Origin of the sequence: Pseudomonas sp. N040, assembly GCF_015637705.1 — a bacterium.
In the GTDB taxonomy this organism is placed as follows: Bacteria; Pseudomonadota; Gammaproteobacteria; order Pseudomonadales; family Pseudomonadaceae; genus Aquipseudomonas.
The window spans coordinates 87,395-103,749 of the sequence record NZ_JADOBE010000010.1 but is presented as its reverse complement, the minus strand read 5'-3'; the positions used below and the strand labels follow the sequence as shown (position 1 = coordinate 103,749).

General features: G+C 62.9%; 18 protein-coding genes. 2 read left to right on the top strand and 16 right to left on the bottom strand.

Going from position 1 to position 16,355, the window contains the following annotated elements; translation table 11 throughout:
- Positions 1–11: 11 nt before the first annotated feature.
- A complete protein-coding gene (locus ISX93_RS14945; protein ID WP_195779567.1) occupies positions 12–254 on the top strand; it encodes a thioredoxin family protein in 243 nt (80 codons plus the stop codon).
- Between the two features lie 133 nt (positions 255–387).
- Here the strand turns inward: ISX93_RS14945 and ISX93_RS14940 are convergent, their stop codons facing one another.
- The 5 genes from ISX93_RS14940 to ISX93_RS14920 all read right to left on the bottom strand — a co-directional run bounded on the left by ISX93_RS14940 (position 388) and on the right by ISX93_RS14920 (position 5,798).
- On the bottom strand, positions 388–762 hold the full coding sequence (locus ISX93_RS14940) for a hypothetical protein (protein WP_195779566.1): 375 nt from the start codon (positions 760–762) through the stop codon (positions 388–390).
- A gap of 134 nt (positions 763–896) precedes the next feature.
- Positions 897–2,192 carry a 2-hydroxychromene-2-carboxylate isomerase gene (locus tag ISX93_RS14935; RefSeq protein ID WP_195779565.1) on the bottom strand — a complete coding sequence of 432 codons (1,296 nt, stop codon included), beginning with the start codon at positions 2,190–2,192 and terminating at the stop codon, positions 897–899.
- A 156-nt stretch (positions 2,193–2,348) separates the two neighbouring features.
- Positions 2,349–2,765: a DUF1330 domain-containing protein gene (locus ISX93_RS14930; RefSeq protein WP_195779564.1), complete on the bottom strand. Its 417-nt coding sequence runs from the start codon at positions 2,763–2,765 to the stop codon at positions 2,349–2,351.
- 10 nt (positions 2,766–2,775) lie between these two features.
- Positions 2,776–4,434 (bottom strand): sulfatase-like hydrolase/transferase, encoded by a 1,659-nt coding sequence (locus ISX93_RS14925; RefSeq protein ID WP_195779563.1) that lies wholly within the window; start codon positions 4,432–4,434, stop codon positions 2,776–2,778.
- Positions 4,435–4,718: 284 nt separating this feature from the next.
- The gene (locus ISX93_RS14920; RefSeq protein ID WP_195779562.1) at positions 4,719–5,798 is read right to left on the bottom strand and encodes an MBL fold metallo-hydrolase; all 1,080 of its coding nucleotides are present in this window, start codon (positions 5,796–5,798) and stop codon (positions 4,719–4,721) included.
- Between the two features lie 213 nt (positions 5,799–6,011).
- Between ISX93_RS14920 and ISX93_RS14915 the strand changes: the two genes are divergently transcribed.
- On the top strand, positions 6,012–6,611 hold the full coding sequence (locus tag ISX93_RS14915) for a TetR/AcrR family transcriptional regulator (protein WP_195779561.1): 600 nt from the start codon (positions 6,012–6,014) through the stop codon (positions 6,609–6,611).
- Positions 6,612–6,669: 58 nt separating this feature from the next.
- On the opposite strand, the gene ISX93_RS14910 is transcribed toward ISX93_RS14915, so the two are convergent.
- From ISX93_RS14910 to fabF, 11 genes are all read right to left on the bottom strand, one after another.
- Positions 6,670–7,239, bottom strand: coding sequence for a DUF1285 domain-containing protein (locus ISX93_RS14910; RefSeq protein ID WP_195779560.1), 570 nt, complete (start codon positions 7,237–7,239; stop codon positions 6,670–6,672).
- Positions 7,240–7,321: 82 nt separating this feature from the next.
- Positions 7,322–8,218, bottom strand: coding sequence for a radical SAM protein (locus tag ISX93_RS14905; RefSeq protein ID WP_195779559.1), 897 nt, complete (start codon positions 8,216–8,218; stop codon positions 7,322–7,324).
- An 11-nt stretch (positions 8,219–8,229) separates the two neighbouring features.
- The gene (locus tag ISX93_RS14900; protein WP_195779558.1) at positions 8,230–9,198 is read right to left on the bottom strand and encodes a GTP 3',8-cyclase MoaA; all 969 of its coding nucleotides are present in this window, start codon (positions 9,196–9,198) and stop codon (positions 8,230–8,232) included.
- Positions 9,199–9,294: 96 nt separating this feature from the next.
- A complete protein-coding gene (locus tag ISX93_RS14895; protein WP_195779557.1) occupies positions 9,295–9,933 on the bottom strand; it encodes a TetR/AcrR family transcriptional regulator in 639 nt (212 codons plus the stop codon).
- Positions 9,934–10,355: 422 nt separating this feature from the next.
- Positions 10,356–11,147 (bottom strand): TatD family hydrolase, encoded by a 792-nt coding sequence (locus tag ISX93_RS14890; protein ID WP_195779556.1) that lies wholly within the window; start codon positions 11,145–11,147, stop codon positions 10,356–10,358.
- A gap of 68 nt (positions 11,148–11,215) precedes the next feature.
- Positions 11,216–11,572: a PilZ domain-containing protein gene (locus ISX93_RS14885; RefSeq protein WP_195779555.1), complete on the bottom strand. Its 357-nt coding sequence runs from the start codon at positions 11,570–11,572 to the stop codon at positions 11,216–11,218.
- Between the two features lie 35 nt (positions 11,573–11,607).
- Positions 11,608–12,594, bottom strand: coding sequence for a DNA polymerase III subunit delta' (locus ISX93_RS14880; RefSeq protein WP_195779554.1), 987 nt, complete (start codon positions 12,592–12,594; stop codon positions 11,608–11,610).
- On the bottom strand, positions 12,587–13,219 hold the full coding sequence (tmk, locus tag ISX93_RS14875; protein ID WP_195779553.1) for a dTMP kinase: 633 nt from the start codon (positions 13,217–13,219) through the stop codon (positions 12,587–12,589). The genes ISX93_RS14880 and tmk overlap by 8 nt, the downstream gene beginning before the upstream one ends.
- Positions 13,216–14,268: an endolytic transglycosylase MltG gene (mltG, locus tag ISX93_RS14870; protein WP_195779552.1), complete on the bottom strand. Its 1,053-nt coding sequence runs from the start codon at positions 14,266–14,268 to the stop codon at positions 13,216–13,218. The genes tmk and mltG overlap by 4 nt, the downstream gene beginning before the upstream one ends.
- 6 nt (positions 14,269–14,274) lie before the next feature.
- Positions 14,275–15,090: an aminodeoxychorismate lyase gene (pabC, locus tag ISX93_RS14865; protein ID WP_195779550.1), complete on the bottom strand. Its 816-nt coding sequence runs from the start codon at positions 15,088–15,090 to the stop codon at positions 14,275–14,277.
- On the bottom strand, positions 15,090–16,334 hold the full coding sequence (gene fabF / locus ISX93_RS14860; RefSeq protein WP_195779548.1) for a beta-ketoacyl-ACP synthase II: 1,245 nt from the start codon (positions 16,332–16,334) through the stop codon (positions 15,090–15,092). The genes pabC and fabF overlap by 1 nt, the downstream gene beginning before the upstream one ends.
- Between the last annotated feature and the right edge of the window lie 21 nt (positions 16,335–16,355).

The window sequence follows — 16,355 nt, the reverse complement described above, 5'->3', positions numbered from 1 at the left end:
AGGAGTACCGCATGTTGAACATCAAGATTCTTGGCTCAGGCTGCGCCAACTGCCGAAAGCTCGAGGCCGTGGCCCGTGACGCAGCACAGCAGCTGCAGGTTCAGGCCGACTTCGAAAAGGTCACCGACATGGGCAAGATCATGGCTTACGACATCCTCGCCACCCCGGCCCTGGTGATCAACGAGAAGGTGGTCAGCAGCGGCAAGATCCCGACCATCGCCCAGGTGCAGGACTGGATCGCGGCCGCGCAGTGACGCGGTTGCGCTGAGGACGGCGAGCCACCTCGGGCATTCCGTAGGCTGGGCTTCAGCCCACCGGACGCTGCGCTCTGGCGGCGCTGCGCCGAGGCCACCCCAGCCTGGCCCGGCCTGCACGCATTGCCGGGGCTCAGCGCTGCTGGTCGATGGTCTCGCCACGCCGGGCAGCGGGCAGTTCCGGGTTCGAGTTGAGCGCCAGCCAGACGGCGCGCAGGATATTTACCGCGGCCATGCTCAGGTGCTTTTCCGCCGCGTCCAGCGCCAGCAAGGCGGCCTGCTGCTTCTGCTCATTGCTCAGGTGCGCGGTCTTGCGCTCCATCTCGTCGTCGACGCTGGCCAGCAGAAACTGGATTTCGCGCACCGCTTCGTCCGAGGCGCCGCGCAACTCGTCCATGAACTGGGTGAATTCCGCCGGCGTCATGGCCATGGCCCGGGCGCTGCGAAAGGCCAGGCGCGCCGGCATCGTGGCGAGGCTGAAGCCGGTCGAGAGCATTTTCCCGATCATCTGGGGGATTCCTGTCGAAAATTACGCCGGGCGCGCAGTTGCGCCGGGCTGAACAACCGCAACCGGGGCAGAAATGCCCGGCTACAGGGTCAAGGATACCCGCAAAGCGCCGCCAGGGAACCTCGGCGCGACGGCTAGCGCGCCGCAGTCGCCTCGATCAGGTCGCGCTCGATCAGCCACATGCGATCCTGGCCCCAGTGCGCCGGGCGCTGGTCGACACGAAACGAGGGTACGCCCCACAGGCCCAGCGCGAGCATTTCCGCGCGGTTGGCTTCGGCCTGCTGGCGCCAGCCCTGGTCGGCCAGCGCCGCGTCGACGAAGGCCTGGTCCAGCCCGGCGCGCGCGGCGATCTTGCGCAAGCCGGCCGCGCTGCCGGCGTCGATACCCTCGGCCCATACACCCTGCAGGAAGGCTTCGGCAAAGACCGCGCCCTTGCCGGCCTGGAGTGCGCGGAACAGCACGGCAAGGCCGCGCTCGGTGGGCGCGCCGACCGGGTCGGCAATCCGCCCGAACGGCAGGCCGAGGCGTTCGGCGATGCGCTTGCTGTCGCGGATGATGTACAGGCGCTTTTCCAGCGGCACCGGCAGCCCGCGCATGACCATCGGCAGCACCGGCCGCAGTTGCAGCTCGGCGCCATACTGCTCGGCCAGCCGGCGCACCCGCGCGGCGGCCAGGTAGGTGTAGGGACTGCGCAGCGAACAGTAGAAGTACAGCTGCGGGCGCTGGCCGTTCTGCGGGCGCAGGTGGCCGGCCAGCGGCGGGATGGCCGCCAGCGGAGCACAGTCCGCCGTGCGATTGAGTCCGGCCTGCTGCAAGCGCTGCTGCAGGAAGTCCAGGCGGTCGAGGCCCCAGAACCATTCACTCTCGAAATACAGGGTGCCGCCCAGATAGTGCCCCAGCCGCTTGCGCAGGGCGGCACCCTCGGCCAGCAGGCTGGCCACCTGCGGCTCGGCGAGCGGTTGCAGCCCGGCCGGCAACTCGTCCAGCAATTGCCACAGCCAGGCACTGATCAGCGGCGCCAACTGCAGAAAGGCGTCCTGCTGCCGGGCCGCGGCGAGCAGGGCCTGCGCCTGCGCCAACCGCTCGGCCGGCGGCTGCTGGCCGCCATCGCTGAAGCGCAGGCCGGCCTGTGCTGCCAGTTGCGCCGCATCGCGGCGCGACCAGTCCTGCAGGCGCGCACGATCCGGCGCGGCAGTGTCGGCCGGCGCCGGCACCAGGTGCACCTGCAGCTCGATCCGGTAGCGTGCCAGCAGCGCCGGCAGCAGTTGCAACAGCAGGTGGCTGTAGGGATCATCGGCCTGGTGAAAGTAATGCACCCGGGCCGGCGCACCCAGCAGCCGACGTCTGCTGGAGGCCAGCAGACGCCTCAGGTCACGCAACCCCGGGCTGCTCAACACACTGGATACCGCCGTGCCTATGGCTGCTTTCATCTGTCTGCGTACCTGTCATTAACCCAGCGTTTGTAGGTGCGGCGCCCACGCCGCGAGGCGGACCAACCAGCAACGGCAAGAGCTCGCGCCGGGGGCGGTGCTCCCGCAACAGGCTGTTGCGCGCACGGCGCAAGCAACCCTGCCCCGGCAACCGCGCTACTCGACCTGGCTGTTGGGAACCAGCCGCGAATCGGCCAGCGCCGCGCTGCGGTGATGGACGATGGCGCGGTAGGCCGGCGAGCGGATCATGCCGATAAAGGCCTCGCTGCTCGGGTAGCGGACCAGCAGCACCTCGTCCCACTCCTCGCCCGGCGGCGCGATGAGGGCGCCGAACGACTTGCCCACCCACAGCACTTGCGCACCGCAACCGGCCAGGATCGGCTCGATCAGCCGGGAGTACTCGGCATAGGCACGCCGGCCGCTGCACGGGGCGATGCTGGCATCGGCATAGCTGGCCTGCTCGCGAAAACGCAGCAGGTTGAGCATTACCACCGGCTGGCCGGCGGGGAACTGTTCGGCAAAGCGCGCCACGCTCTCGCGGGTAGGCTCAATCGCCGGGGTCAATACACTCATCGCACACTCCTCAGTTGGACCAGTAAATGAACTCATCCGCTGCCGTTTGTGGCCGGTTCAGCGGCTTGTCGATCAGGATCGGGGCCTCCAGCAGCGCCGGCCACAGCGGCGCGTGTTGCTGGCGGTTGAATTCGGCCAGCTGCGCCTGCAGCGCCTTGACCTTTTCCGGCTGGCTGGCGGCCAGGTCATGCTGCTCGGTCGGGTCGTCCGCGAGATTGAACAGCCAGACCTTGTCCCGGGTTTGATTGACCTGCAGCTTCCAGTCGCCGTCACGCGCCACCTGATAGGCACCCGAGCGCCAGAACATCTGCGGGTGCGGGCGGCCGCTCTGGGTGCCCAGCGCGTAGGGCAGCAGATCGACGCCATCGATCACCCGGTCGGTCGGCAGCGGCACCCCGGCCACAGCGGCGGCGGTGGCGAAAATATCGAAATGGCTGACCGGTTGCGTGAAGCGCGAACCGGCTGGAATCACGCCCGGCCACTGCATGAGGAAGGGCACGCGGGTGCCGCCCTCGAAGAAGGTCGCCTTCCAGCCGCGGTATGGCTGGTTCAGCCCATCCAGGCCGATGTAGTTGGCGCCACCGTTGTCGCTGGTGAAGATCACCAGGGTGTTGTCATCCAGGCCCTGGGCCTTGAGTTCGGCCAGCACCCGGCCGATGTTGCGGTCGAGGTTGCGGATCATCGCCGCATACACCCGCCGCGTATGGTCCTCGATCTGCGGCAGCGCGTCGTAGTCCTCGCGGGTGGCCTGCAGCGGCGTGTGCGGCGCGTTGTAGGCCAGGTACATGAAGAACGGGCGGTCCTGGTTGGCCTTGATCGCGTCCACTGCCTCGTCGGTCAGGTAGTCGGTGACATAGCGGGCCGGCTTGAAATGCTCGCTGTTGTTGTAGCTCATGCCGAAGGGTGCCGCGGCCCAGAGGAACTGGTCGATCGGGTCGAAGTCCTGCTGCGCGTTGACCACGTTCGGGTCATCGGCCGGGAGGAACATCATGGCGCCCTGCAGGAAGCCCAGGCTCTCGTCGAAACCATGCGCGTTGGGGCCCATCGAGGCATTCTCGCCCATGTGCCATTTGCCCAGGTGCAGGGTGTGGTAGTCGGCCTGCTTGAGCAGCCGCGCGATGCTGATCTCGCTGGTCGGCACGCCCTGCTGCTCGTACGGCGGCATGCTGGCTTCGCGCTCGGCATGGTAGATCGCCGGGTGCAGGCCCTTGCTCTTGAAGCCGGCGATGACCCGCGAAAAGGTCATCGGCACCGAGGTGAACTCGAAGCCGAAGCGGGTCGGGTAGCGCCCGGTGAGCATCGCCGCGCGCGACGGCGAGCAGGTGGCGTTGCCGGCATAGCCGCCGCTGAAATCGATGCCATTCTGCGCAATCGAATTGATGTTCGGAGTTGGCACGGCGGCCCCGGCGACCCCGCCGCCGTTCAGGCTGATGTCGTTGTAGCCGAGGTCATCGGCGACGATCAGCAGGATGTTCGGCGGCCGCTTGCCGCTCTGCGCCGTGGCGGCTGGCGGGGCAGCCTGCCAGGTGACATCCATGGTGGGCGCCGCTTCGCGGTGCAGGCCGTATTTGACGAACAGCAGGATCACGCCCTGCTTGCCGCCCGCGGCGAAGAAGCCCAGCGTCAGCAGCAGCGCGGCGATGGCCAGGCCCCAGAGCAAGCGTTTCATACAGGTACTCCCGATCATTCAGCTAGGTGGTTGCCTCGCCCCGTGGGGAGAGGGGGTAGTTTCTAAAGGCCATGTCTGCGTTATTGGTTGAACGTGCTTTTGCAGGGTGGGTTAGCCGCCAGCGGCGTAACCCACCATTGATGCCAAAGGCATCGGTCAGCCTGGCCTTGCGGCCGCTTGGTGGGTTACGGCCTTTGGCCTAACCCACCCCACAAAGACCACTGATGCGAGCCAACCCATAACGAGTACAGCGCCTTTCTTGAGTGTGTCGGCCTGCGCAAGGTTTACAGGCGGTTGCTCAGGGTTATCGCATCCGTGCCGGCCGGCAGGCTGACGAAATCGCCGTCCAGGCCGACATGGATCGGGCCGGCATAGATCTGCGCCGAATCCCCGAGAAATACCTGCTCCAGCCCGGGCAGCGGCAGCGGCGGCACCACATGGGTCAGCAGCAGGTAGTCGACCCCTGCAGCGCGGGCGGTTTCTGCCGCCTGCTCGGGCGTGGTGTGGTAGTCCGGGATGTCATGGAAGATCTTCGCCAGGTTGGCGCGCCCAGCCTCCGCGGCAATCTTGCCGATGGGGTCAATCAGGCTGGTGGCCAGGGCTTCGTGGATCAGCAGGTCGACGCCCTTGGCCTCGCGCTCAACCGCTGGCGACTGCCTGGTATCGCCACTGATGACCAAGGTGCGGTCCTTGTAGCGCACCTTGTAGCCAACGGCCGGCTCAACCGGCGAATGATCGACGGCGAAGGCCTCGATGCTCAGGTCCGGCTCGTCGATCAGCACCACGCGCTGCTCCGGCCCGGAGGTGCCAAAGGTCATCGGCGTGCCGCCAAAACCGGAGGGGATCATCACCTCGGTGCCGTGGTGGGCAATGCGGTACAGGTGATCCTGGTAGTAGGCCTGCATGAAGCCCTCGACCACGGCCTTCACCCCGATCGGGCCATACACCGGCAGCGGCGAACTGTTGGGACCGGTCCCCCAGCGGTTGAGCATCACCTCGCCGAGGCCGCCAATGTGGTCGGAATGGAAATGGGTGAGGAACACCGCCTCTATGCTGCCCATGTCGAAGCCCATGCGGTTGATATTGATCGACGCCGTGCTGCCGGTGTCGAAGACGAACAGGCGCTGTCCGGCGATCACCAGGGTGCAGGGCGAGCCGCGCTTGGGATCGGGAAACGGCGAGCCGGCGCCGCAAAGGCCCGCGTGCAGGCCATCCGGCAGCGCCTGCAGGGGCTTATCGGCAAAGCGCTTGGCCATGACCCGTTCGACCAGCGCAACGCTCAGCGCGCCCCGCCAGTGATAGGCCGCCCCGCCAGCCAGCACGGCAACCGCCAACACGCCCGTGAAAAATTTGCGCCCGATCATGACCACTCCTCTCTGCTGCGGAACCCTGCGAGCCTTGAGTAAAGACCTTCAGGAGAATTGAGCTACGATAAATGTTTTGTCACTATTAGTGCCACTATAATCATATTATCGGGCAACTGGCAAAGCTATAATGACGCGCCAAGTGTCACTTCCTGTTGCAACGCCTATCGTTGCAACACTTCTTCTCGTCACTTCGCCAACCGAGACGCGCCGATGAAACCCGCGGACAGCAATGACACCCCGATCGATGGCCGCCGCGCCCGCGGCCAGGCCAACCGCAGCAAGCTGGTTGCCGCGATGATCGAACTGGTGCGCGAAGGCAGCATTGCGCCGACCGCCGAGCAGGTCGCCGCGCGCGCCCAGGTGGCCCTGCGCACGGTGTTCCGGCATTTCGATGACATGGAAAGCCTGTACCGCGAGATCGACACCGAGGTCATGCAGCTGATCGTGCCGCTGATCAATACCCCGTTCAGCGCCAGCAGCTGGCGCGGCCGGCTCGACGAATCCATAGCGCGCCGCGCGCGGTTGTTCGAGACCATCCTGCCGTTTCGGATTGCCACCGAGGCCTTGCGCCACCAGTCAGCTTTCCTGCAGGAAAAACAGCGGATCATCATGCAGATGCAGCACGCCACGCTGCTCAAGATCCTGCCCGGCGCCGCCCTCGAGGATGCCCCTACCCTGGCCGCGCTGAACCTGTTGCTGAGCGTCAATGCCTGGCAGCAACTGCGCATGGATCAGGGCCTGGACACGAACGCCGCAGAACAGGCCATGCGCCAGGCGGCCAAGGCCCTGACCGCCACTTACCCCGACTGAATCACCACGCCGGTGTCCGAGCGCCACCCGCGGCGCGCGCTTTTTTCTTGCGCGAGACTTACCCGGGCGACTGTCCGATCGGAAAGAACTGCCCGCTGCTCCAGACCCCCAGCCAGTCCTGGCCATCCCGCTGTTCGATAACGGCCAGATCAACCAGTTGATAGAACACATTGCGATGGATCAGCGCCTCAAGATTGACCCTGACGTGCAGGTAGGGTGCCGGCTCGCCGGTCAGGGTATCGGTTGCCACGCGCAAGGGATGCTCGGCGCCAGCGACCACCTCGTCCTCGACGTTGGTGGTGAAACGCAGCAGCTGATCGCGTCCGTCTCCTTCAACGCTCAGGCTTACCGCTACAAACGGTGCATCATCGACACGGATGCCGCACTTCTCGACCGGCGTGACCAGGAAATAGTCATCGCCATCGCGCCTGATGATGGTGGAGAACAGCTTGACCATCGGCTTGCGTCCGATTGGCGTGCCCATGTAGTACCAGGTACCGTCGCGCGCAATGCGCATATCGATATCGCCGCAACAGTCGGGATTCCACAGGTGCACCGGTGGCAAGCCCCTGGCCTGGTCCTTGGGAATCTGGCCGAGAAGATCGCCGGCCTTGCCAGTATCAGTCATTCTGCTCCCCTGGGGCTTTAGCCCGGCTTGACGTGCGGCCACCCGGGCAGTGGCCAGCATTAGCGTTCCTGCTGTTCGGCAGTCAAAGACCGCGCTGCCATTCCTGGCGCAGTCCGGCCTGCTGCGGCTGCTCGATAGCCCGACGCACCTGCGCCAGCAGGTCCGGCTTGTCGGCACCCAGCTGCCCTTTGAGGACCAGGTAGTTGGAGGCATGATCGCTGCGGAAAACCGTGTCACGCAACTCGAGGCCCTGCAGCAGGCGCTCAACCTCAATGAACAGCGACTGCTGGTCCAGCTCTTCGAAATCGGCAAAATCCTGTCGAAACCGCTGCAAGCCGGTCGGAAAGCTGACCACCAGGGTGGACAGGTACTCCGGCTGCGCCGCATTCATCAGGCGCGCCGAATTGTCCGCATGCTGCCGGCTCAATTGCTGGCCGCCCAGTCCGTTGAGGATCATCACCGAGCGTGTTATGCCGGCCCTGCCGAGCTTGGTCAGGGCACTCAGCGTGGACTCGTAGGTTTCGCCCTTGCCAACCCTGGCCAGCACCTCGTCATCGCCCGACTCGGCACCGACATAGACCATCTTCAGCCCGGCATCAGCCAACTCCTGCAACTCCTCAACCGACTTCCGGCGCAGGTTGCGCGGCAGGCAGTAGCTGGAGACCCGCGTCACCTCGGGCAGATGCTCGCGGATAGCACGCAGGATGGTAAGCAGCCGATGGGTAGGCAGCACCAGCGCGTCGCCATCCGCCAGAAACACCCGCTGAACGATCAGTTGCTCGCCACAGCGGCGGATCTCCTCGAGCACTTCCGCCTCATCGCGGGCGCGGAAGCGTTTTTGCGGCTGGGTGTACATTTCGCAAAAGCTGCACTTGTTCCACGAGCAGCCGTTGGTGACCGGAAGAATCAGCGAGTGCGCCTCGCTCGGCGGCCTGAAGACCGGCTCTATGTAATCGATGGGAAACCCTGCAGCCGCCATAGTATTTCTCATCAACCGCCAATCAGCTTCATGACTGTCACGCCGCCAGCAAACACCAGCTCCTGCTTATCGGCCAGGGCCGAGACCAGCAGCCGCTGCAAAGCCGGCAAGGCCTCATGGCGCGGCCTGGTTACCAGATCGCCGATATAGTGCCGGTTGCTGGAGGACAGGCAACCATGCAGCCAGCCAGTGGAAGACAGGCGCAGACGCGAGCAGGTTCGGCAAAACGGTACGCTTTCGTTGGCAATCACGCCAAACACTCCGCGGTCACCGATACGGTAACGCAACGCGGTGGCATCTACCGGCGCATCGGTCTGGATGAACTCATGGTGCTGCGCGATCAGCTCCAGCAACTCTGCCAGACCTACGAACTGCTGCTGAAAGCTGCGTCCATCGCGGGCCAGGTGCCCCATGCGCATCAATTCGATGAAGCGCAACTCAAAGCCGCGCTCAAGACAGAAATCCAGCATTGGCAGAACCTGGTCAAGATTCTGCCCGCGCAGTGGCACCATGTTGATTTTCACCTGCAGGCCGGCCTCCTGCGCCAACTGCAGGCCACTCAGCACCGACTGCAAGTCGCCGCCCCGGGCTATCTGGCGAAAGCCCAGCGGATCGAGACTGTCCAGCGACACATTCAGGCGGCGAATGCCGGCATCCAGCAGCATCGGCAATTTCGATTCGAGCAACTGGCCATTGGTGGTCAGGCTGATCTCCTGCAAACCAAGGCTGCCGATTTCTTGCAGGAACGGTTCCAGCCGCGGGCTCACCAGCGGCTCGCCACCGGTGATGCGCAACCGCTCGATCCCGGCGGCCTCGATCAGATAGGCAACACCTTGCGCCAGGTCCCTGGCTGACAACTCGTCCTGCGCTGCGACCAGACGCTTGCCGTCAGGCACGCAGTAGGTGCACGCGTAGTTACAGGCGGCGGTGAGGCTGATGCGCAGGTTGCGAAAGCGCCTGCCCTGACGGTCAACGATCATGAAACACTCCCGCATAGGATGCTTGAGAGTATAAAGCCACAGGCAAGCGTCATGGTTCCGCAGGGCAATGGCATTGACGCCCTGAATATCGGCGCCTCAAGTCCCCGGCGTGTCCACATCGCGCTTGCGCCGGTTGCCCATGCGCACGCCGATATCCATGAGGAACTGGAAGAAGCGATCCTGATCTTCAACCTGCTCGATCCAGAATGGTGAGTGATAGAGACCCACTGCACCATGAACCAGCGCCCAGGCCGCCAGCACATGGAAGCTGGGTGGTACATCTTCCAGCTTGCCTTCGGCGATCCGCCCTTTCACCAGCTGGTTGAGGTAGTCCAGGTTGGACGCACGAATGGCGTGCAACTCTTCGATCATCTTCGGCACCTGATTCACCTTGACGACCTTTTCTTCCAGCCTGGAAAACAGCCGGTAACGCTTTGGATCGCGCATGCGGAACTCGAAGTATGCCCGCGACAGGGCGTCCTTGTCCCGGTCGAAATCGACCGCCTGCAGCAATGCGTTAAGGTCACGCTCATAGTCGAGCATCAGGCGCAGATAGATTTCCGCCTTCGACTTGAAGTGCTTGTATATGGTGCCTTTGCCGATACCTACGGCATCGGCAATCATTTCGACAGTAACAGTGTCCTCACCCTTGTCGAGAAACAGCTTGAGTGAGACATCGAGAATCTCCTGCTCTCGGCGGCGAAATTCTCTGATTTTGCGGGATTCTATCTGCATGGCAGGGCTGCACTGTAAAAAATCAAGATGCCCTATTATCCCGATTCAGTGCCAAATTGCACGGACCAACCAAGCAGACTTCAGGCTAAAACTGACTAAAACCCCGCCACCGGTTCCAGCATCGACATCCTGAATGCCGGATCAAGCTGCCGGCCAACCCTGCAGTCCGAAATCACAGGAGCGCTGCCGGTACTGATCCGACAAAGGTGGGTGCTCAAGGATGGCGCAGGTATTCCAAATACGTTTAAGAATCCAGGCACTACTGGCTGGACGTTCCGGGAAACTGGCCAATACTTGAGCTTACTGGCGCGCGGCATCAACCCCAATGCCCCACCGGTCTAGGTACCGTGGATTGCGTACCTATGTGTTACTCCTAATGGTCTTGACCCGGATTCCCCCCTGAATCCGGGTTTTTTTTGCCTTCACTGCCCGCCAGCCGCACTCACCAGTGGGAACAGGCGGTGAAAATTGGCCCCGGTCTGGCTTATCAGCGTTTCGTAGCTGACCTCGCGGATCCTGGCAACAAACTCGGCCACATCGCGCACATACTCGGGCAGGTTCGGCTTGCCCCGGTGCGGGATCGGTGCCAGGTAGGGCGCATCGGTCTCAAGCAACAGGCGGTCATGCGGGACGCGCCTGGCGACGTCGCGCAACGCATCGGCATTGCGAAAGGTGACAATCCCCGAAAGCGAAATGTAGAAACCCAGCTCCAGGGCCGCCGCAGCGGTCGGCCAATCCTCGGTAAAGCAATGCAGCACCCCGGCCTGCGGCAAGGCTGCCTCGCGCAACAGCCTGAGGGTATCGCTACGGGCTTCCCGGGTATGCACTATCACCGGCTTGCCGGTAATCCTTGCGGCCTGCAGATGCAGGCTGAAGGACGCCTGTTGCAGGGCTGCAGCGTCTGGCTGGTAGTGGTAATCCAGCCCGGTTTCACCAATGGCAACCACGCGCGGATGATCCAGTTCCCCTAACAGCCAGTCCAGCGCAGGCTCCGCACCGGGCTCAAGATCCAGCGGATGCACTCCGACCGAGCAGTAGACATCCGGATAGCGCTCGGCCAGCGCCTTCACCGGGCCGGCATTCGCCGCACTGACGCCGATGCAGAGAAACTTGGCCACGCCTCTGGCCCGTGCAGCAGCAAGCGCCGCATCGAGGGATCCGCCATGAGCGGCGAGGTTCAGACGGTCAAGATGGCAGTGGGAGTCGATCAGCATGATTTCACTTGGAGGGGCAGGCCACGCCGGCTCTGGCCGGCCATTGCGGCCGAACGCTCAGGTCAAGGCTAAAGCGTATGGGTAGGCCGGTCGGACTTCAGTGCACCGGCAAGGTAGGTCTCGATCTTGTTGCGCGCAGTGGAGTCACCATCATTGAATTGCACACCAACACCTGCGGCCCGATTGCCCTGGGCGCCTTTAGGTGTGATCCAGACGACTTTGCCTGCGACCGGGATTTTCTCGGCTTCTTCCATGAGGCTCAGCAACATGAAAACCTCATCGCCGAGCTTGTAGCTCTTGTTGGTCGGAATAAACAGGCCGCCATTCTTGATAAAAGGCATATACGCTGCGTACAGCACGGATTTGTCCTTGATGGTCAGGGACAACATGCCGCTTCTAGGGCTCATGGCAGGTGGCAAGTTCATGCTGCGTTCCACACAAAAGAATTCAGTGGGGGATTCTAGCCTTTAGCAGGCAGGCTTGCCCACTGCACCAGCAAGGCTTCAAGCAACAGGATACGGTTGAGGTTGGCCCTGCCGAGCACTTTTTGCCGCTGCAGCAAAAGCCAGTCCTGCAAAGCCAGCACTTTCGACTGCGCCGCCTTTTCGGCCAGGTACTGCAGAACCGTGCGCATATCCTCCAGCCCGAGGGTCGCTGGGTCGCTGGTCAGTTGATAGCGCAACAGCCCCTGTGACCACTCGCAAAACCAGTCGAACAGCAGTGGCAACGGTAGTGCATTCCAGCTCTCTGCCAGTTGGCTGGGTGAAATGTGCTGCTTCAACAGCTTTTTCACCCCGTCGACCACCTTCTCCCGCTGGCCGATTACATCCTGCCCGAACAGGCGCACTGCCGTCAGTGGCGAACCGCCAGCCAGCAGCAGCAACTCCAGCGCCTTGCGGTCATCCAGTTGCGGTTGTTGCAACTGCAACCAGGCAAGACTTTCAGCTTCGCTGGGCAACGGGCACGCCTGCTGCACACAGCGGCTCCTGATGGTCGGCAGCAGGCGACTGGGCTGGTGACTGATCAGCAGCATGATCGTGTTCCCGGCAGGCTCCTCCAGGCTTTTCAGCAACGCATTTGCCGCATTCGGATTCATCGCTTCCGCCGGCTCGAGCAGCACCAGCTTGCGCCCACCCAGCTGGGGCGTTTGCACGACGAAGTCGACGAGTTCGCGAACCTGATCCACCTTGATCGCCTTGTCCGCCTCTTCTGGTTCCAGCACATACAGGTCCGGATGGGTCGCCGCGGCCAAAAGGTGGCAGGACTTGCACGCCCCACAGGCCGAGAGCTCGAGCGGTTGCAGACATAGCAGGCGCGCAGCCAACTGCTCGGCGAGTACCCGCTTGCCGATACCGGCCGGACCCTGCATCAGATAGGCATGGGCATGTTGCCTGCGCGCCACCAACTGGCGCCAGAGTGGCTGCTGCCAGGGATAGAGCTCAAGCAAGGCAACGCTCCAGCAACTCTGGCAGCAATTGATCCAGCGCCTGCTGAACCTCCGCCAGCGGCTGACCGGCGTCGATTACTCGGTAGCGCGACGGCGCTACAGCCGCACGCTGCAGGTAAGTCTTGCGGACCGCCTCGAAGAAGCCCCGCCCTTCCTGCTCGAAGCGATCCAGGCGCCCACGCGCCGCAGCCCGACTCAGACCGACTTCCACCGGCAAATCAAAAACCAGTGTCAGATCGGGGCGCAACGCCCCCTGGACAAACTCTTCCAGGATAGCGATACGCGCGAAAGACAGTCCCCTGCCACCGCCCTGATAGGCATAAGTGGCATCGGTAAAGCGGTCACACAACACTACCTCGCCGCGCTGCAACGCAGGCCGGATCACTGTTTCAAGATGCTGCGCGCGCGCGGCAAACATCAGCAGCAGTTCGGTATCCGCCGCCATCGGCTCATCAGTCGGCGCCAGCAGCAGTTCGCGGATGCGCTCTGCCAGCGGCGTACCGCCCGGCTCGCGGGTCAGCAGCACGTTGATACCGCGAGCCTGCAGGCAGTTAGCCAGATAGTCGCGATTGGTACTTTTGCCGGCGCCTTCCGGCCCTTCAAGGGTGATAAACAGACCGCTCACTGGGCTTCCTTGTTTGACTGTGTTGCCGGACTTGAACGGTAGTCTGTCCGGCGCTTGAGTTGATATTCGCGCACGGCCCGATTGTGTTCATCGAGGGTTTCGGAGAATACATGGCTGCCGTCCCCGCGGGCGACAAAGTACAAGGATTTGCCGGCGGCCGGGTGCAATGCAGCATGAATGGCCTCACGACCGGCCAAGGCGATGGGCGTAGGTGGCAATCCGGGGTTCAGGTAGGTGTTATAGGCGCTGGGCTGGCGCAGGTCGGCTCTGGTGAGATTGCCGTTGTAGCGCTCTCCCAGTCCGTAGATGACTGTCGGATCAGTCTGCAGCAACATTTTCTTGCCCAGGCGCCGCACGAAGACTCCGGCTATCTGCTCTCGTTCGGCCACCGCACCGGTTTCCTTTTCAATCAGGGAAGCCATCACCAGAGCCTGGTAGGGGTCGCCATAGGGCACATTCGCAGCACGTGCCTGCCACTCTTCATCAAGCACCCGCTGCTGACGCTCGCCGGCCTGCTTGAGCAGGTCGCTGTCGCGCATGCCGCGGGCATACTGGTAAGTATCAGGAAAGAACCAGCCTTCCGGATGTACTCCGGGCCACCCCAGAGCGCGCATCAGCTCCTCATCGGTCAACTGACCGAGGCTTTGTTCAAGCTTGGTGTGACGCCCGAGTTCGGCACGCACCTGCTTGAAGTTCCAGCCCTCGATCAGCGTCAGGCTGTAGTGCACAACCTCGGCCCGATGCCACAAGCCAAGCAAATCAAACGCGGACATACCGGGAAGGAGGCGGTACTCGCCACTGTGCAGGGACTTGTCGGCAAGATTGAAGTTCCAGTACTGACGCAGCCAGAAAGCATCCGTGAGGATGGCTTCCCCTTGCAACTGCTGGAGCAAGCCGCCGGGTGTTGCTCCAGCGGGCACGTCGAGCAGATATTCACTGGATATCTGCAGGGGTTGCTGCAGTGCCTGGCGCTGTAACCAGACACACAGCAGCAAGCTCAGCCCGGCCAGCAACAGACCCGCCTCTAACAGCAACAGCAGTTTGCGCATCACGTCTCAGTCGCCCAGGATATCTTGCAGATTGACCTGCAGTGTACGGGTCAGCTTGCCGACCGGCCAGACATGCCCGGCGAGCTCACGCACCGGCCAGATACCGTACAGGCTGTTGCAGATGAAGAGCTCATCGGCTGTCAGCAATTCGTCGTAGCCGATGTCGCGGACACTGGCCACCAGGCCGAGGCGCTCTGCCCGGTCGATGATTTCCGCCCGCATGACGCCGGCAATACCGCAGCGCGAGAGGTCAGGCGTCAGCAACCGGCCATCACGAACCATGAACAGGTTACTGAAGACCCCTTCGATCACTCTGCCAGAGCAATCCCGTACCAAGCCTTCGGCATACCGCGCATCCTGCCACTCGGCCCGGGCGAGTACCTGTTCAAGCCGATTGAGGTGCTTGATCCCGGCAAGCAAGGGCTGTTCGGCAAGCCGGGTAGCGCAGGGAAACAGGCTGACGCCCTGCTCGGCATTCGCTGCTGGATGGGCCGGCAATGGCGAACTCGTCAGGATGCGCAACGGTCGCTGCGGCTGGGGCAAGGCATAACCACGCTGCCCCTCACCGCGGGTGATGATCAGCTTGACCACGGCATCCGCAACCAGCGCGATATAGGCCGAGACTTCCTGGCGCAGTTGCTGCTCATCAATCGGTATCAGCAACTGCTGGCAACCGCGGATCAATCGCTGCAGATGTCGATCCAGCAAGCGCGCCCGACCGTGTCGTACCGTTATGGTCTCGAAAAGACCATCACCATAGGCAAGGCCGCGATCCCGAACAGACAGATGCTCCGCCGGCAGGCCGTTGATCCAGCATGGCATCAGCCAGCGAACCGGCGGAATACCAGCGAGCCATTGGTCCCACCAAAGCCAAAGGAATTGGACAGCACGGCGTCAATCGCCATCGGCCGGGCTTCATGGGGAACAAAGTCGAGATCACAACCTTCATCCGGATCTTCCAGGTTGATCGTCGGCGGCGCGACCTGGTCACGAATAGCCAACACACTGAAAATGGCTTCAACGGCCCCGGCTGCCCCGAGCAAGTGTCCGGTCATGGACTTGGTTGAACTGACCGAAAGCTTGTAGGCGTGATCGCCAAACACCGACTTGACTGCCGTTGCTTCGGCGATATCGCCAGCCGGCGTGGAAGTACCATGTGCATTGATGTACTGGATCTGCTCGACGTTCAGGCCGGCATCGCGCACGGCATTGCTCATGCAGCGCGCCGCACCGGCACCATCAGCCGGTGGAGAGGTCATGTGGTAGGCGTCGCCACTCATGCCAAAACCGACCAGTTCGGCATAGATGTTGGCACCGCGGGCCTTGGCATGCTCCAACTCTTCAAGAACCAGGGCACCGGCGCCATCGGACAAGACAAACCCATCACGGCCCTTGTCCCAAGGCCGACTGGCCCTGGCGGGCTCGTCATTGCGCGTTGACAGCGCCCGCGCAGCACCAAAACCACCAATGCCCAGACCGCAGGTGGCCATCTCCGAGCCACCGGCAATCATTACATCCGCCTCACCATAGGCAATATTGCGTGCCGCCATGCCGATGCAATGGGTGCCGGTGGTGCACGCTGTGGCAATGGCGTAGTTGGGCCCCTGGGCCCCCAGATGAATCGAAAGGAAACCTGAGATCATGTTGATGATCGAGCCTGGCACCAGGAATGGAGAAATACGCCTTGGCCCCTGCTGGTTCAGTACAACAGCATTGTTCTCGATATTGGTCAGGCCGCCGATACCAGAGCCCATGGCCACACCGACACGCTCGCGATTGGCATCGGTAATTTCCAGCCCTGAATCGCGTACAGCCTGAAAGCTGGCAGCCAGCCCGTACTGAATGAACGGGTCCAGCTTGCGGGCCTCCTTGGCGGACAGGTATTGCTCGACATCAAAACCCCGCACAGAGCCGCCAAAGCGGGTGCCATGGGCTGACAGGTCAATGTGTTCGATCAACCCGACACCACTGCGGCCAGCAAGAACTCCCTGCCATGAACTGGGTACATCCACACCTAACGGCGACAGCATGCCAACACCAGTGACAACGACACGTCTTCGGGACACAGCAACACCCTCATTCTTGTT

Bases quoted from the DNA above. Each gene is read 5' to 3' on its own strand.
- ISX93_RS14920 (WP_195779562.1), bottom strand. From the start codon at position 5,798: ATGATCGGGCGCAAATTTTTCACGGGCGTGTTGGCGGTTGCCGTGCTG.
- ISX93_RS14900 (WP_195779558.1), bottom strand. From the start codon at position 9,198: ATGATCGTTGACCGTCAGGGCAGGCGCTTTCGCAACCTGCGCATCAGC.
- ISX93_RS14895 (WP_195779557.1), bottom strand. From the start codon at position 9,933: ATGCAGATAGAATCCCGCAAAATCAGAGAATTTCGCCGCCGAGAGCAG.
- ISX93_RS14915 (WP_195779561.1), top strand. From the start codon at position 6,012: ATGAAACCCGCGGACAGCAATGACACCCCGATCGATGGCCGCCGCGCC.
- ISX93_RS14905 (WP_195779559.1), bottom strand. From the start codon at position 8,218: ATGGCGGCTGCAGGGTTTCCCATCGATTACATAGAGCCGGTCTTCAGG.
- ISX93_RS14890 (WP_195779556.1), bottom strand. From the start codon at position 11,147: ATGCTGATCGACTCCCACTGCCATCTTGACCGTCTGAACCTCGCCGCT.
- pabC (WP_195779550.1), bottom strand. From the start codon at position 15,090: ATGCCATGCTGGATCAACGGCCTGCCGGCGGAGCATCTGTCTGTTCGG.
- ISX93_RS14910 (WP_195779560.1), bottom strand. From the start codon at position 7,239: ATGACTGATACTGGCAAGGCCGGCGATCTTCTCGGCCAGATTCCCAAG.
- ISX93_RS14885 (WP_195779555.1), bottom strand. From the start codon at position 11,572: ATGAACTTGCCACCTGCCATGAGCCCTAGAAGCGGCATGTTGTCCCTG.
- ISX93_RS14930 (WP_195779564.1), bottom strand. From the start codon at position 2,765: ATGAGTGTATTGACCCCGGCGATTGAGCCTACCCGCGAGAGCGTGGCG.
- mltG (WP_195779552.1), bottom strand. From the start codon at position 14,268: ATGCGCAAACTGCTGTTGCTGTTAGAGGCGGGTCTGTTGCTGGCCGGG.
- ISX93_RS14935 (WP_195779565.1), bottom strand. From the start codon at position 2,192: ATGAAAGCAGCCATAGGCACGGCGGTATCCAGTGTGTTGAGCAGCCCG.
- ISX93_RS14925 (WP_195779563.1), bottom strand. From the start codon at position 4,434: ATGAAACGCTTGCTCTGGGGCCTGGCCATCGCCGCGCTGCTGCTGACG.
- ISX93_RS14940 (WP_195779566.1), bottom strand. From the start codon at position 762: ATGATCGGGAAAATGCTCTCGACCGGCTTCAGCCTCGCCACGATGCCG.
- ISX93_RS14945 (WP_195779567.1), top strand. From the start codon at position 12: ATGTTGAACATCAAGATTCTTGGCTCAGGCTGCGCCAACTGCCGAAAG.